General features: G+C 63.9%; 17 protein-coding genes. 12 read left to right on the top strand and 5 right to left on the bottom strand.

From position 1 onward, the window contains the following. Positions 1–13 precede the first annotated feature (13 nt). A complete protein-coding gene (locus tag FJV83_RS29800; protein ID WP_348629131.1) occupies positions 14–313 on the bottom strand; it encodes a transcriptional regulator in 300 nt (99 codons plus the stop codon). A 139-nt stretch (positions 314–452) separates the two neighbouring features. On the opposite strand from FJV83_RS29800, the gene FJV83_RS29805 reads away from it, so the two are divergent. From FJV83_RS29805 to FJV83_RS29845, 9 genes are all read left to right on the top strand, one after another. Beyond that, entirely contained in the window at positions 453–1133 is a 681-nt protein-coding gene (locus FJV83_RS29805; protein ID WP_246689032.1) for a hypothetical protein, read from the top strand. 131 nt (positions 1134–1264) lie between these two features. After that, a complete protein-coding gene (locus tag FJV83_RS29810; protein ID WP_095774577.1) occupies positions 1265–1459 on the top strand; it encodes a DUF6499 domain-containing protein in 195 nt (64 codons plus the stop codon). Positions 1460–1676: 217 nt separating this feature from the next. Continuing rightward, entirely contained in the window at positions 1677–2015 is a 339-nt protein-coding gene (locus FJV83_RS29815; protein ID WP_246691934.1) for a DUF2285 domain-containing protein, read from the top strand. 122 nt (positions 2016–2137) lie between these two features. Then, positions 2138–2419 (top strand): helix-turn-helix domain-containing protein, encoded by a 282-nt coding sequence (locus FJV83_RS29820; RefSeq protein WP_095774576.1) that lies wholly within the window; start codon positions 2138–2140, stop codon positions 2417–2419. 15 nt (positions 2420–2434) lie between these two features. Beyond that, positions 2435–3520, top strand: a complete 1086-nt coding sequence (locus FJV83_RS29825) for a replication initiator protein A (protein WP_142877989.1) — start codon at positions 2435–2437, stop codon at positions 3518–3520. Continuing rightward, on the top strand, positions 3517–4008 hold the full coding sequence (locus FJV83_RS29830; RefSeq protein WP_095774574.1) for a DUF2840 domain-containing protein: 492 nt from the start codon (positions 3517–3519) through the stop codon (positions 4006–4008). Before FJV83_RS29825 ends, FJV83_RS29830 begins: the two co-directional genes overlap by 4 nt. Next, the gene (locus tag FJV83_RS29835) at positions 4005–4550 is read left to right on the top strand and encodes a S26 family signal peptidase (RefSeq protein WP_142877990.1); all 546 of its coding nucleotides are present in this window, start codon (positions 4005–4007) and stop codon (positions 4548–4550) included. The genes FJV83_RS29830 and FJV83_RS29835 overlap by 4 nt, the downstream gene beginning before the upstream one ends. A 36-nt stretch (positions 4551–4586) precedes the next feature. Beyond that, positions 4587–4922: a DUF736 domain-containing protein gene (locus tag FJV83_RS29840; protein WP_142877991.1), complete on the top strand. Its 336-nt coding sequence runs from the start codon at positions 4587–4589 to the stop codon at positions 4920–4922. A 50-nt stretch (positions 4923–4972) separates the two neighbouring features. Beyond that, complete coding sequence (locus tag FJV83_RS29845) at positions 4973–5695, top strand: lytic transglycosylase domain-containing protein (RefSeq protein ID WP_246689068.1); 723 nt, start codon at positions 4973–4975, stop codon at positions 5693–5695. Between the two features lie 104 nt (positions 5696–5799). On the opposite strand, the gene FJV83_RS29850 is transcribed toward FJV83_RS29845, so the two are convergent. The 3 genes from FJV83_RS29850 to FJV83_RS37270 all read right to left on the bottom strand — a co-directional run bounded on the left by FJV83_RS29850 (position 5800) and on the right by FJV83_RS37270 (position 8648). Then, positions 5800–7266 carry an IS66 family transposase gene (locus FJV83_RS29850; RefSeq protein WP_246689069.1) on the bottom strand — a complete coding sequence of 489 codons (1467 nt, stop codon included), beginning with the start codon at positions 7264–7266 and terminating at the stop codon, positions 5800–5802. Positions 7267–7392: 126 nt separating this feature from the next. Continuing rightward, positions 7393–7746, bottom strand: coding sequence for an IS66 family insertion sequence element accessory protein TnpB (gene tnpB / locus FJV83_RS29855; RefSeq protein WP_023767057.1), 354 nt, complete (start codon positions 7744–7746; stop codon positions 7393–7395). Next, positions 7743–8648 carry a transposase gene (locus tag FJV83_RS37270; protein WP_246689066.1) on the bottom strand — a complete coding sequence of 302 codons (906 nt, stop codon included), beginning with the start codon at positions 8646–8648 and terminating at the stop codon, positions 7743–7745. Before FJV83_RS37270 ends, tnpB begins: the two co-directional genes overlap by 4 nt. A 256-nt stretch (positions 8649–8904) precedes the next feature. Between FJV83_RS37270 and FJV83_RS29865 the strand changes: the two genes are divergently transcribed. From FJV83_RS29865 to FJV83_RS29875, 3 genes are all read left to right on the top strand, one after another. Further along, a complete protein-coding gene (locus tag FJV83_RS29865; protein ID WP_142885350.1) occupies positions 8905–10644 on the top strand; it encodes a VirD2 family relaxase/mobilization nuclease in 1740 nt (579 codons plus the stop codon). A 250-nt stretch (positions 10645–10894) separates the two neighbouring features. After that, positions 10895–12880 carry a conjugal transfer protein TraG gene (locus FJV83_RS29870; protein WP_142877993.1) on the top strand — a complete coding sequence of 662 codons (1986 nt, stop codon included), beginning with the start codon at positions 10895–10897 and terminating at the stop codon, positions 12878–12880. Positions 12881–12885: 5 nt separating this feature from the next. Then, a complete protein-coding gene (locus FJV83_RS29875; RefSeq protein WP_095774687.1) occupies positions 12886–13320 on the top strand; it encodes a CopG family transcriptional regulator in 435 nt (144 codons plus the stop codon). Between the two features lie 105 nt (positions 13321–13425). Here FJV83_RS29875 and ehuB read toward each other — a convergent pair whose 3' ends face one another. Further along, the gene (ehuB, locus tag FJV83_RS29880; RefSeq protein WP_142877994.1) at positions 13426–14298 is read right to left on the bottom strand and encodes an ectoine/hydroxyectoine ABC transporter substrate-binding protein EhuB; all 873 of its coding nucleotides are present in this window, start codon (positions 14296–14298) and stop codon (positions 13426–13428) included. Between the last annotated feature and the right edge of the window lie 104 nt (positions 14299–14402).

A 14402-nucleotide genomic window follows, 5' to 3' on the forward strand; every position in this document is an offset into this window, starting at 1 on the left:
GTTTCCTCCAAAGCTAATCGGACCGGTTGGTCAGGCGAACGCCGGCACCCCCGCCGTTCTCTGGGATAAACTGGATACCCGCCAATTCGAATGCGCGGCGCAATGCCTCAACAGTAACTTTGTTTGCCCTTATTGGTCCGGTCAACGGCTCTAATCGTTTAATTGTAGCGAGTGAAACCTTCGACCGTTCTGCAAGCGTTTTCTGATCCCATTGAAGCAAAGCACGCGCAGCTCGCACTTGGCCACTTGTAATTACCTCTATACCAAAAGTATCATTTGATGCCATGGGGCTTGATTTTTCGCTCGAGTTCATCTAAATCGTCACTGCTACCGCTGCGTGCGCCCGAGGAGGGATACCTCTAAAGCACACGACGCAGGGGCTAACGGTCGAGCAGGGTGGTGGAACACCCTTGCCCGACCTGACCAGCGCCAAGCTGTGTGGAGCTCGGATCATGGCTGATTCCGACAATACCACGACTTTGTCTTCCGTCATGCAGGGACGGGAGTTAGTCAGTTCGTTGACCGCCGTCGACACACAAGGTTTGGCGGACTGCCTGGTCGTTGGTCAGCCTCTAGCCGATCCTGCGCTCACCCTGTCCCTTGCTTGGTTGGATGCGCACACTGCGACGCTGGCGTCCTGCGTCCGCCAGCAGCGTGCAGAGGGCGGGCTCTGGGAAAGAGGGGTGTTTTCGACCGCAGGCGAAGTCGTCGAGTGCGCGGAGAGGACCGACGCCGAACGCGTCTATCTCGACACCCGGCAGGTGGAGCAGGACGATGCTGAAAAGGCGGACGCCTTGCTGGCTGAGATTGCGGCGACGGCTGCCCAATCATTGGCGGGTGTGATCGCCAAGCTTGCGGTCGTCGTTCGTGAAGCAAACGACAACAGCGACCTTTGCGAATTTCCGCTTCCGCACATCCGCTCGGCATTGGCCGACCTGCGACGGCTTACGAATGATGCGGCGGGCGACCCGCCGGCCGGCTGGCCCCGTGGTGAGCCGATCGGCTCGCTGTTCGAGCAGTCCGCATCATCTTTTGCCGCCTGGCGCGCTTTCGGTGCGTGGTGCCAGGGCGATGACGAAACCTACCGGGGCTGGACTCAGACATTCAAGACACTGCACGGCGCAAACCAATAGGCCTCTCGACAATCATCGCCTGATCACGCAGCCCCGCCGCGCTCCCCCGTCGGCTTCGTCAATGACGGAATCCAAGGATTTCGCTCAACTCCGCGACACCCTATCAAATCTTTGACTAGGGAAAGACGCGGATGAAACCGGATACATCGCAGTGGCGTGATCCACAGGCATACGCATTCGTCAAAGGCGCTGCCGCCGATGTGATCGCCTGGGAGTTCCTGCGGCGCAATCCGCAGTATCAGCAAGACTTCGCAGCCTCCCGGTCAGCCAAGGCTCTGCGCGCATTGCGCAAGCGCTGGGGTTTGCAGTTTCGCCGCCAGGCCTGACCAGTCCGCAGTCGAACAATCCGTCTACTGGACGCCTCAAATTGACCCTGGCGTCATCAACCTCATCGAGGTTCCGCCGGGTCTGCACGGCGCGCAGGACAGCTCCCCCTTCGTTCCGCTTGCCGAGGGCCAGCGCGACGAGATCGGCCATCACACGCGTGCTGGTCCCAGCGGCACGCAGGTGGCGCTTCTCGGTGACCCGCAGCCGGGCAAGCCTTTGGCGGCCGTCATCCCGCTCGACGATATGGCACCCGACCGGCTCCTGGCGATTGAGCGCTTCATTCGCTCAATCGCCAGGCAGCATATCCCCGACGCCAGATTGACCACGGCCCAGCGCCGGCGTCTTAGTCATATGCTGCGATGTCTGGATGGCCGGGAGGAACAGGCATCCCATTTTGAAGTCGCGACCGCCTTGTTCGGCCGGCGGCTGGTCAGCGCGGCTGACTGGCACGATTCTGCTTTTCGCTACCAGACGCACCGCCTGGTGCGCGACGGTCTGAAGATGGTCGAGCGCGGCTATCGGCAATTGCTGCGCGTGCGGCGGCGTTTCTCCTGAAACCTGGTGGCTCACGGTGCAAAAAAGCGCCTGTCAATTGCGCACCTGATCACCGGCCCCTTGCTCCTCCATCCTGGCCATGGATCGCCGTTCAACCGTGACGGCCGGAAGGAGACGCCCCCATGAACGCCAACACCGCCGCAATGCCGCCGCGCTACCTGCGCACCGCGGAGGCCGCGCATTTCCTCAGCCTCTCTGCGCGCACCCTGGAGAAGCACCGCACCTACGGGACCGGGCCTGCCTATCGCAAGCTTGGCGGCCGCGTCGTCTACGCCGTCGACGATCTTCAAGCCTGGGTGCAGCGCGGGGCAATGACCTCGACGTCCGATCCGCATGGCTCGGTGCTGCCCGCCAAGCCTCATGCAGCCCGGTTGATCCCCTATGCCGGGCGCGAAACCCGCTAAGCCGCCGCCAACCCGATGTCGGGACGAACACGCCAACCCTCCGAGCGCGGACAGCTCGACCTGTTCCACGCGCTGCCCGGTGATTTCGCATCACGCGATGCGCAGGACCTCATGGCCTATCCTTTCTTTTCCCTCGCCAAATCCAGACGCATCGCGCCGATCGACTTTCGCGCTGGCGATGTGACCATCAGGGTGGAGGCCGTGCCTGACCACGGGATGGCGACAATCTGGGATGCCGATATCCTGATCTGGGCCGCAAGCCAGATCGTCAACGCACGCGACGCCGGGCTGCGCACGTCGCGCCTGATGGCTGCGACGCCATACGAAATGCTGACCTTCATCGGCCGCGGCGTCTCGAAGCGAGACTACCAGCGCCTCAAGGCAGCGCTCGATCGCCTGCAATCGACGAGCGTCGTCACCTCGATCCGCCAACCCGCCGAAGGCAGGCGCCATCGCTTCTCGTGGATCAATGAGTGGCAGGAATGCACCGGCCGAAACGGCCGCCCGCTCGGCCTCGAGTTAATTTTGCCGGACTGGTTCTACCGCGCGGTTGTGGACTCAGCGCTTATTCTGACGATCGATCGTGCCTATTTCGGGCTGACGGGTGGCCTCGATCGCTGGCTCTACCGGCTGGTGCGCAAGCATGGCGGGCGCCAGCGTGCCGGCTGGCGTTTCGACATCCGGCATTTGCATCAGAAGTCCGGCAGCCTCTCCCCGCTCAAGCGCTTCGCCTTCGAGCTGCGCGACATCGTGCGTCGCCAACCGCTGCCCGGGTACCTTCTGTTCACGGAAGTCGAAGCCAGCGGCCGCGTTCTTTTGGCGTTCGAACCGGCGCCAGCCCTCGTTGACAGGCTCGTGCTATCGGGAACCCGAACCGTCGTGCCATCGGGAACCGTACTATCGGGCTATCGGGAACCGCCAGCGGCCCTAAGCCGTGGCACCGGCGAGGAAAATCGCGCTCCTAACTTGGAGTCTAACAGTCAATCTAACAGTCTTGCGCGGCACCCGGCGAACCAGCGCGAGGAACAGTCGCGGCTGGCTGCTGGCCGACCGACACGCGATGGCCAACGCGCCGGTCGCCGCACGGGCGATGACACATGACGTCGTTTCCACAAGCCATGCCGCGTAGCGCGCTCACGACCGTCGAGTTGATCTGGGTCGAGAAGCGGATTGAACATCGGATCCGCTTCGGGCGAACCGTCCATGAGACAATCATCGACAGGCGCCGCCGCGTTCTCGCATTTGCGCCGGACGTTGTTTTTGCCTTTGTGCGCTGGGCGGCCAACGACTTCGGCACCGTCATGTCGCGCATCGATATCGTGCGTGCCGTCCGACCCTCGCAAGCTTATCAGACGCTGCCTCACATCCGGCCTGGCGGTGAGATCCTGCTCACGATCACGGGCTGGAACAAGGTCGAGCGCGTCCTCCAGCTGATCGACGCGATTGAGGCGATCGGCATTCATCCCGCCGATGCCGCGCCCGACTATTGGCGCCAAACCCACAACCGCCTGGTCGCCGGCGGAACCCCGCGCGCCTATTCGCTCGAACAGCACCAGGGCTTCCTGTTGCGCAAGCGAGCCACATCATGAGCCGCCTTGCCTGCTCAATCACGGCGCTTGCCGCGGTCGCCGCGAGCGTTACGCCGGCTGTCGTGAAGATGCCGCCGCTGTTGATGTGGAACGCATCGGCCAGCGCGCCCATCGGCCTCTACGCGGTGAGCCGAGGCACGCACGCTGCGGCCGGCGAGCTCGCAGTCGTTGAACCGCCCGAACCGATCGCCCGGTTCGCAGCGCAGCGCGGCTATCTTCCGATTGGCGTACCGATGTTGAAGACCCTCGTGGCACTCCCCGGGCAAAAGGTCTGCCGTATCGGGCGCATTGTCACTGCCGACGGCGTCGCGTTGGGCGCAGCACTTGCGCGCGACCACAAGGGGCGTTCTCTGCCTGACTGGCAGGGCTGCCGCATCATCGCCGCCGACGAAATCTTTGTCATGAACCGGAAGGTCGGGGACAGCCTCGACGGCCGTTATTTCGGGCCTTTCCCGGCGACCTCGATCGTCGGACGCGCGCTGCCGCTCTGGACCGACGAGAGGGGCGACGGACGCTACGTCTGGCTCGCTCCGGAGAACTGAAACCCAGCCAAACCAAAATAGGAAGGAGACATTTCCATGCCCGAGATCGGTGTTTTCGAGCAAACCCAATCTGGTTTCAGCGGTCGCATTCGAACGCTGCTTCTGGATGCCGAATTGGTGCTCGTCCCGACAAGGACATCCGAGGGCAATGCACCGGATTTTCGCATCCATATCGGCGACGACAGCGGCCCGGAAATCGGCGCGGCCTGGAGGGAGACCGGGCCGGCCGCGGGCGACTATTTGTCCTGCCGGTTGGAGGATCCGATGTTTGGCCGGCGTTTCCGCGCCAACCTTTTCCGTCCCAGCGCGGATGGGAGCTCCTGGTCGCTGCGCTGGAGCCGGCCGAAATCGCGTCAGGATCGCTCACGATGACCTTGCGAGCGGCAAAGATGCGTGCCGCCGGACGGCGTTTCCTTGGTCGCATGCGGGTGAGGCCTGGAACTCTTTTGTTTGCTGCCGGCATGGCGATCTTCTGTCACGGATTGACGGGCGCCGACGCACAACCAGCACCGGTCTCACGCCAGTCCACGGACGATCCCTATGCAGCGCACATTGCCGAGGCGTCACATCGCTTCCGCATCCCGGAACGCTGGATACGGGCGATCATGCGCCTGGAAAGCGCTCGCGACCCGGTCGCCGTCTCGCGCAAAGGCGCGGTAGGGTTGATGCAGGTCATGCCCGCGACCTGGGCTGAGCTGCGCCTTCGCCATCATTTGGGCCACAATCCTTTTGATCCGCGCGACAACATTCTCGCCGGAACGGCCTATCTGCGCGAGCTGTATGATCGATACGGCTCGCCTGGTTTCCTGGCGGCCTACAATGCGGGGCCGGCCCGTTACGAAGCCTCTTTGATGGGCCGTCTCCTACCGGCCGAGACCCGGTCCTACGTTGCAAGACTGCGCCCTTTCTGGGACGGCGGTGATGGTCCCGGCGCGCTGACCGCCGCTCAGCGCAACGCCGTTCCATGGACCGTCGCGCCGCTGTTCACAAACCGATCCGGCTCGACCGCCACCGCCGATCGCTCGTTGGGCGAGGGCGCATCGGCCGACATGCAAGCATCGTCTCGGGCGGGCGATCTTTTTTCAGCCGGTCCGCGGTCGCGCGAGCTGTTCAGCAGCCCCGATGTCTGGACGTCGGAGCCATGAAGGATTTGTTCTCAATTCGCGCCCTGGCGTCTTGTTGGGCGTTATGGCGTGCGCGATGGATAGGTCGCGAGGCAACGAGTAAGCGTCCGGTCGTTGCACGTCGCTCAGTTCTTGACAGCATTTCCGACTTTCCAAGCCCATGGGAGCAATTCGTCGAGCCGGTTGATGGGGTGCCCTGCAACCATGCGGATGAGCACATCGCGCAGCCAGGCATACGGTTCGACGTCGTTGAGCTTGCAGGTTTCGATCAACGAGCACAGCACCGCCCAGCGATGACCACCGCCGTCGCTGCCCGCGAAGAGATGGTTCTTGCGGCCGAGACTGACTGGGCGGATGGCGCGCTCAACCGGGTTGGTGTCGAGCTCGATGCGACCGTCATGCAGGAAGCGGGTCAGGCCGTCCCAGCGCGAGAGCGCGTAGCGGGCGGCTTCGGCGAGCGTGCTGCGACCCGGCAACAGCGGCAGCTGTGCTTCGAGCCAGACCCGCATGGCGTCGACGATTGGTTTGGAGCGGCTGCGCCTGGCTGCAAGCCGATGGCCCGGCGATTGACCGCGAACGTCGGCCTCGACAGCATAGAGTTCGCCGATCCGTCGCAGGGCTTCCACCGCGATCGGCGCGCTGGTCGCCTGTACCACGTCGTAGAACTTGCGCCGTGCATGGCTCCAGCAGGCAGCCAGAACGATGTCTCCCTTGCCGGTGAGCCGCTCGAACCCGGCATAGCCATCGACATGCAGCACGCCCTTGAAGTGCTCGAGATGCGAGACAGGACGCTCGGCTTTGCGGTCCGGCGCAAACAGATAGACCGCGGCCGGCGGCTCCGGTCCGCCCCATGGCCTCTGCTCGCGGGCATAGACCCACAGTCGCCCCGTCTTGGTGCGGCCGCGGCCGGGATCGAGCACCGGCACCGGTGTGTCGTCGGCAAAAAGATGGTTCGACGCGAAGACGCTTTTGGCGAGCCGCTCGTGCAGGGCTTCCAGCCACCAGCAGGCGCCGCCGACCCAGCCGGCAAGGGTGGAACGCGGAAGTTCGACGCCATTGCGAGCGAAGATCTGCGACTGCCGATAGAGCGGCGTGTGATCGCAATATTTGCTGACCAGCACCTGCGCCAGCAGCGCCGGCGTCGCCAGACCGCCAGCGATCGGCCGCTCCGGCGCCGGCGCCTGCACCACCGTCTCGCAGGTCCGGCATGCATATTTGGGCCGCGTCGTCCTGATCACGCGAAGCTGCGCTGGAACCCAATCCAGCATCTCGCTCACGCTCTCGCCGATGGCATGCAGCGCGCCGCCGCAGCACGCGCAGATCATGCTGTCGACATCGACCAGAACATCCTCGCGCGGCAGATGATCGGGCAGCGGCTTGCGATGCGACGGCCGCTCAGTCGACGGCTTGCTGACGACCTGACGGCTCTCCTGGATGCGTCCGATGTCAGCGTCGAGTTCTTCCAGGGCGAGTGCAAGCTGATCGGGATCGAGCCGCTCCGAGCTGCGGCCGAACTGCGCCCGCTGGAGCTTTTTGATGATCGACTGAAGCCGCTCGATCTCGCCATCACGGCTCTCGACCGCGGCCGCCATGTCGCGCACGAGACGTTGAAGAAGTGCTGGATCGGATGGCAGGTTTTGGAGATCGACCGATTCTATCACAAACAGCACAGGAACCCAAGGATTCCGGGCTTATTCGCGACAATAGAAGTGCCGGTTTCAGCCGGCCAGCATCGGTCGCCAGAAGCGTTCCGGGGCACGCCAGTCGATGCCCTCGATGAGCATCGCGAGTTGTGCCGGCGACAGTGCCACCGAGCCGCCAGGCTCGGCCAGGCGCGGCCACATGAACTGTCCGTGGTCCATGCGCTTGGTGAACAGACACAGTCCCGTTCCGTCCCAAAAAAGGATCTTCAGGAGCGAGGCATTCTTGCCGCGGAAGACGAACAGATGGCCCGAGAAGGGATCCTTCTTCAGATGCTCCTGGATGAGCGTCGCAAGACCATCGAGACCTTTGCGCATGTCGGTGTGACCCAACGCCAGATGCACTTTCACGCCCGCCGGAACGACGATCATGATGCCTTCTCCTTGCCGGCCAACTGCCGCTTGACCGCAGCCGCGGATGCGCCTGCCGGGGCAAACACGCGCCGCCCATCGTCCAGGTCGATCGCCACCATGCCATCCGGCGGCCGCACGAGATTGCGCAACGCGACGAGCGCCGGCGGCTCGCTTTCTGCTCCATCGGCGATCTCGACCAGCGCCAGTTCAGGCGCCTTGCGGGCAGTCAGGCCGAACTCTTCTCGCCAGCGGAAGGCCATGCTGGTGGCAATGCCATGGCGGCGGCAGACCCGCGCGACGACGACGCCGGGTCTCTCGGTCTCCGCAACGATCGCCCGCTTCTGCTCTTCGGTGAAGCTGCGCCGGTGCGATCGCCCGTCCATCGCTTCGGGTGTCAAGCGGTATTGGCGCCGCGCGCAATTAGCAGCGCTGCTTAATAGGGCCCGGGCACTGGGATGAAGCAGCGATCGCCAGTCCATTTCGTCGCCGGATTCCTCGAGCCGATCGCGCCAGATCCGCAACGCATGTCGCGAAAGTCCGAGCGCGGCGGCGTACTCGGCATGGCCCATGCCGCTCCAGTTCATCGCCTCGACATGCATGCTCCAGAACGCCCGCAAAGCAATCGGGCCGCTGTCCGTGCGCTTGCCGTAGCGATAGCGCGGCCGCCTCTGGGGACGCTTCGACCGTTGCGTCTTGCGCTTACGTCCGGTCTTCTTCCGGCGCAAATTCCGCAGCTTTTCCGCACGCTTGCGCAGCTCTTCGCTGCTCACCAGATGGTGCATCCACAGATCGAACGTCCTGATCGAGAGATCGTGCTGGCGGCAGAATTCCTGCGCACTGAGATCGCTGCTGAGCCAGCTCGCGACCTGCGACGACCAGTAGGGGCTGTTGGCCTTGGCCCAGGAGCGGCGAGGCGCCATCCGAATATCCTCCACAAACCGAAGGAACCCGACATGACGCGAGATTGCACTACTTCAAATATGTGCAGGGACCGGACGCTCACGGCAACGACCGAGGGATGGCGAGATAAAAGGGCGCACATTGTGCGCCGGCCGGTCGGTTGTCTTTGTTGGGTTTTTCGCCGCTTCCGGCACATTGCCGCGCTTCGGCGCAATGTGCCGGAGGCAGACAACATGTCGTATCTGCTGCATTCATCGCACGTTGCGGGCCGGCGTCATGGCCGATGAGCGCGAATTCCTCATCCGTCCGGGCCGCGTTCGCTCGACGCGTTCCCAGTCCTCCCGGCCCTTCATCGCCCAGGCGCTTGCCGCAACGCAAAAGGCCGGCGGCAGCGTGTCGCGCTCCGGCCGGATCCGGCTCGCCAGTCATTCGCAGTTTGGCCGGGGCAGGGTGGCCAGCATTCAGGCCAATCGCTTCCTGACCAGCCGTTCCCGCGTCGCCGTCATCAAGACCCGCGTGGTTCGCCATTCGCAACGCGCCGCGCCGCTGGCGACCCACCTCACCTATCTGCAGCGCGAAGGTGTGACGCGCGACGGCGCCAAAGCCCGCATGTTTGGCCCCGAGGTCGAGGATGCTTCGGTCACGGATTTCGTCGAGCGCTGCAGGGATGACCGGCATCATTTCCGCTTCATCGTCTCGCCGCAGGACGCCGCCGAAATGGCGGATCTGAAATCCTTTACGCGCGACTTGATGGGCCGGATGGAAAAGGATCTCGGCACGTCGCTCGATTGGGTTGCGGTCGATCACTGGAACACCGACAACCCGCATCTCCACGTCATCTTGCGCGGCCGAGGCGATGATGGCCGGGACCTCGTGATCTCTCGCGATTACATCAGCCGCGGCATGCGCGATCGCGCCAGCGCCCTCATCACGCGGGAGCTCGGCCTCCGCTCCGATCTCGAAGTCCGCCGGGACGTCGAGCGGCAGGTCGATGCGGATGGCTGGACTGGACTCGACCGCCAGCTGATGCGCGATGCTGGTCCAGACGGCATCATCGACCTTGCGCCTCACGCCGATCGCCGGCCTGACGAATTCAGCACCTTCAAGGTCGGGCGCCTGCGCAGACTCGAGGGGCTCGGCCTTGCCGATGAGATCGGTCCTGGCCAATGGGTCGTCAGCGACAAAGCCGAGGCGACGCTGCGTGAGCTCGGCGAACGCGGCGATATCATCAAACGCCTGCATCGGGCGCTTTGCGGGCGCGACATCGAGCGCGCCAGTGCCAGCTATGTGCTGGCGGCGGAGACGCTTGACGAAACCATCCTGGGCCGCCTGGTCGAGCGCGGACTGGATGACGAGCTCAAGGGCACCGCCTATGCGGTCATCGACGGCGTCGACGGCCGTTGCCATCATGTCCGACTTCCCGATCTCGACGCAGCGGGTGATGGCGCACCGGGCTCGATCGTCGAGCTGCGCAAGTTCGACGACGCCCAAGGACGCCGGCGCCTCGCGCTCGCCGTTCGCAGCGACCTCGACATCGAACGCCAGGTCGTCGCCGATGGCGCGACCTGGCTCGACAGGCAGGCGCTCGCGCGCAAGCCGGCACCGCTGTCCGATGGCGGATTCGGTGCTGAGGTGCGGCATGCGATGAATCGGCGTGCCAAACATCTGGTCGGCCTGGATCTGGCTGAGCGGCAGGCACGCGGCATCGTCTTTGCCAACGGCTTGATCGACACTTTGCGCCGAAGGGAGATCGACGCACTGGGCAGCAAGCTCGCGGCGACGTCCGGCCAGCCCTTCAACCGTGCCGGCAGTGGCGAATTCGTGTCCGGTATTTACCGCCAGCGCTTTGCGCTTGCCTCCGGCCGTTTTGCGATGATCGATGACGGGCTCGGCTTTCAACTGGTGCCGTGGACGCCGTCGTTGGAGCGGCATCTCGGCAACCATATCGCCGGCATCGCCCGCGGCGACGGCGGCATTGACTGGAGTTTCGGGCGCAAGCAAGGACTGGGGTTGTGATCTCATCGGCAAAGCTTCGGCCGGTGGCGATCGGCACGCATCCAGAGTTTCGTAGGGAACGCGAGATTGCCAACGCCTGCGATCGCATGACCTACGCCGGATCCCGTCTTTTGCGGGCTGCTCGAGCGCGGGTCCATGGCTGCCGATCGCCTGTCTTCCTTGCCGACAGCTCGACACCGCGCGATCGGGTCGGATGGGCCGTTGAATTCAAATGCACTTTGCCGGACCTCTTCGCAGCGAGGAGAAACGCATGTCGGGAACAAAAGTCCTCTGGGGCCAGATTGTCGTTGTCTTCCTGATCGTGCTGCTCACCACCTGGGGGGCGACGCAGTGGTCGGCGTGGCAGTTGGGGTACCAGACACAGCTGGGCCCGCCTTGGGTCGTCATCGCCGGCATGCCCATCTACTATCCGCCAGCCATCTTCTGGTGGTGGTATTTCTACGACGCCTATGCGCCCGGCATCTTCATGCGCGGCGGCCTCATCGCTGCCTCGGGCGGCTTCATCGCAATCGCCGTGGCGATCGGCATGTCCCTGTGGCGTGCCCGCGAAGCGACGAAGGTCGAGACCTACGGCTCCGCCCGCTGGGCCGAAAGGAGCGAGGTCAAGGCCGCCGGCCTGCTTGTTCCGGACGGTGTGGTGCTCGGGCGATATGGGCCGAATTATCTGCGCCATGACGGGCCAGAGCATGTGCTCTGCTTTGCGCCGACGCGTTCGGGGAAGGGTGTTGGCCTGGTCGTGCCGTCGCTGCTGACCTGGCCCGGCTCGGCGATCGTCCATGACATCAAGGGCGAGAACTGGCGCCTTACCGCCGGTTTCCGCGCTCGGCACGGCCGGGTACTGCTGTTTGATCCGACCAATGCCAGGTCGAACGCCTACAACCCCTTGCTGGAGGTCCGGCGGGGTGAATGGGAGGTGCGCGACGTTCAAAACATCGCCGATATTCTGGTCGATCCCGAAGGCTCGCTTGAACGACGCAACCACTGGGAAAAGACCAGTCACGCGCTTCTGGTCGGCGCGATCCTGCATGTGCTCTACGCCGGACCCGACAAGACACTGGCCGGCGTTGCGGCATTTCTGTCCGATCCCAAGCGACCGATCGAATCGACACTGGCCGCCATGATGACGACGGCGCATCTGGGGGAGGGCGGTCCGCACCCGGTCATTGCAAGTGCTGCACGAGAGTTGCTGAACAAGTCCGACAACGAACGTTCAGGCGTGCTTTCGACCTCGATGTCCTTCCTCGGCCTCTACCGCGATCCGGTCGTCGCCGCGGTCACCCGCTCCTGTGACTGGCGCATCGCCGACATCGTCGCGGATGCCGCTCCGGCGACGCTCTACCTCGTCGTTCCGCCCTCCGACATCAGTCGCACCAAACCGCTGATCCGTCTCATTCTCAACCAGATCGGCCGGCGTCTGACCGAGGACTTGCACGAGAGAATGGATCGTCATCGGTTGCTGCTCATGCTGGACGAGTTCCCGGCGCTCGGACGGCTCGACTTCTTCGAGTCAGCGCTTGCTTTCATGGCCGGCTATGGCCTGAAAAGCTTTCTGATCGCGCAGTCTCTCAATCAGATCGAGAAGGCCTACGGACCGAACAACTCGATCCTCGACAACTGCCACGTGCGCGTCAGCTTCGCGACGAATGACGAGCGCACCGCCAAGCGCGTGTCGGATGCGCTGGGCACGGCAACCGAAATGAAGGCGATGAAGAACTATGCCGGTCACCGGCTTTCGCCATGGCTCGGTCATCTCATGGTTTCGCGCTCCGAGACGGCGCGGCCGTTGCTGACACCCGGCGAGATCATGCAACTGCCGGCTGGCGACGAAATCGTCATGCTGGCCGGTACGCCGCCGATCCGGGCGAAGAAGGCGCGCTACTTCGAAGACCCGCGGTTGAAAAACCGCGTCCTGCCACCGCCAGCGCTCACGGTGCGAAGCGAGGTCAAGCCTGACGACTGGACAAGCCTTCCGTCGCCGCTGCCGTCGCAGAGTCCAGCAGCCCAGGCCGCTGGCGCGAAAGGCCAGGACGATGCGACCGACTCCGGCTGGCGGCGTCAGCCCGAACTCGACAACGTTGTCGCGACTTCAGCGCCTGCGGCGCCCGCAAACGAATTCGAGATCGATACGGCTGACGAGGCTGATGATCTCGCCGCTAGCAGCAGCCGGATGGCCCGCGCCGCGCGGACCGTCGCGCGGCAAATCGCGCTCGATCCAGACGATGGCATGGAGCTATGACGGCCATGAAGGCGATGAAGAAGAAGGTGCAGATCTCCGTCTATCTCGACCCTGCGGTGATGGCGTTGCTTGTCGACTATGCCGTCAGGCGCGACCGGTCGCAGTCGCTGATCGCCGAAGCGGCGATCGCTTCCTTCCTCTCCCCCGATGCCGACGCACAGCGCGAGGCGGCGGTGGCCAAGCGTCTCGATCAGATCGACCGCCGGATCATGCGGCTGGAGCGGGATGTCGGTATCTCAATTGAAACCCTGGCGGTGTTTATTCGCTTCTGGTTGGCGACGACACCTGCCTTGCCTGAACCGATGGCGCAGGCGGCACGCGCCAAGGCGAGCGAGCGCTACAACGCCTTCGTGTCCGCGCTTGGCAGGCGCTTGGCCAAGGGGCCGAACTTGCGCCAGGAAATCCCTGAAGACGTCGCTTCATCCGGTGATCCGGACTGACAGTCAGCCAAGGCAGCCGATGGACAGTGGCGCCGCCTGTTCGTGCGGCGCCACGCGATCCGATGGCTGGCAGCGATGCTGCCCGGGTACGATCCGCAATGCAGATCAGTTGGCTGAACCGCACAGCTGCGCCGTTGTCAGTCCTGTCGGCACGGCTTCGGCCGGGCCAAACCCGTATTTCGCCATGATGGTGGCGATCGCGCCGCTGGACATGACTTTGGCCAAGCCCTTGTCATAGAGGTCGCGCAGATCGCCATCGTCCTTCCTGAACGCGATAGCGATGTAACTGATTGAACTGTCGCCTGTACTGAAAGGGCTGGCGCGCTCGAGGTCGGGGCTTTTGTTCCCGGCAAGCAGCCCGATGACGGTCGGCGACGAGAACACCGCCGCATCGATGCGCCCGGCGCGCAATGCGGCGATGTTGGTTTCAATGTCGGGAAACTGCAGGATCCGATCGTCCGGGACGCCTTGCGTGATTGCATTCTTGATGACGTTGCTGCCCCGGCCGCCCCCCATGATGAGGTCTGATTTGCCTGCCAGGTCCGTATAACTGTGGATCGCTTTGGGGTTGCCGGCGAGCACGACGGCCGCGTCGTCCGACTTCAGGTCGGGACCGCCGAAGGCGACCTGCTTGCATCGCTCCGGAGTTATCGACAGGCCCGACGCCACGGCGTCGAAACGCCCGGCCATGAGGCCTGGAATCAAGGCTCCGAACTCGGTTACCTCGAAATCGATTTGCTTGACGCCGAGGTCGGCGAATGCGGCTCTCAGCAGGTCTGGATGCCATCCGACCAGCTCGCCTGTTCCCTCCTTCTTGTAGCCCCATGGCGCGCGGTTATGAATTCCGATGACGATGCGCCCGTCCTTCAGGACGCGTTCTTTCGTGGTTTCTGCCGCGGCTGGCAGCAGGCTTCCAACAATCGCGGCATAGGCGATACAGGCCAGGCCAAGGGCGGCCGATCGGGCTCGAAAATTCATCGTGCAGTCCTCCCATGAGATTGATTGCGTGCGCCTCCCCGATCCGGTTCAGCCGCAGCCACCCAAAGTTATGGTCGAGGGCACTATTTCGTCAATATAGATTG

Source organism: Mesorhizobium sp. WSM4307, assembly GCF_007003945.1.
Classification (GTDB): domain Bacteria; phylum Pseudomonadota; class Alphaproteobacteria; order Rhizobiales; family Rhizobiaceae; genus Mesorhizobium.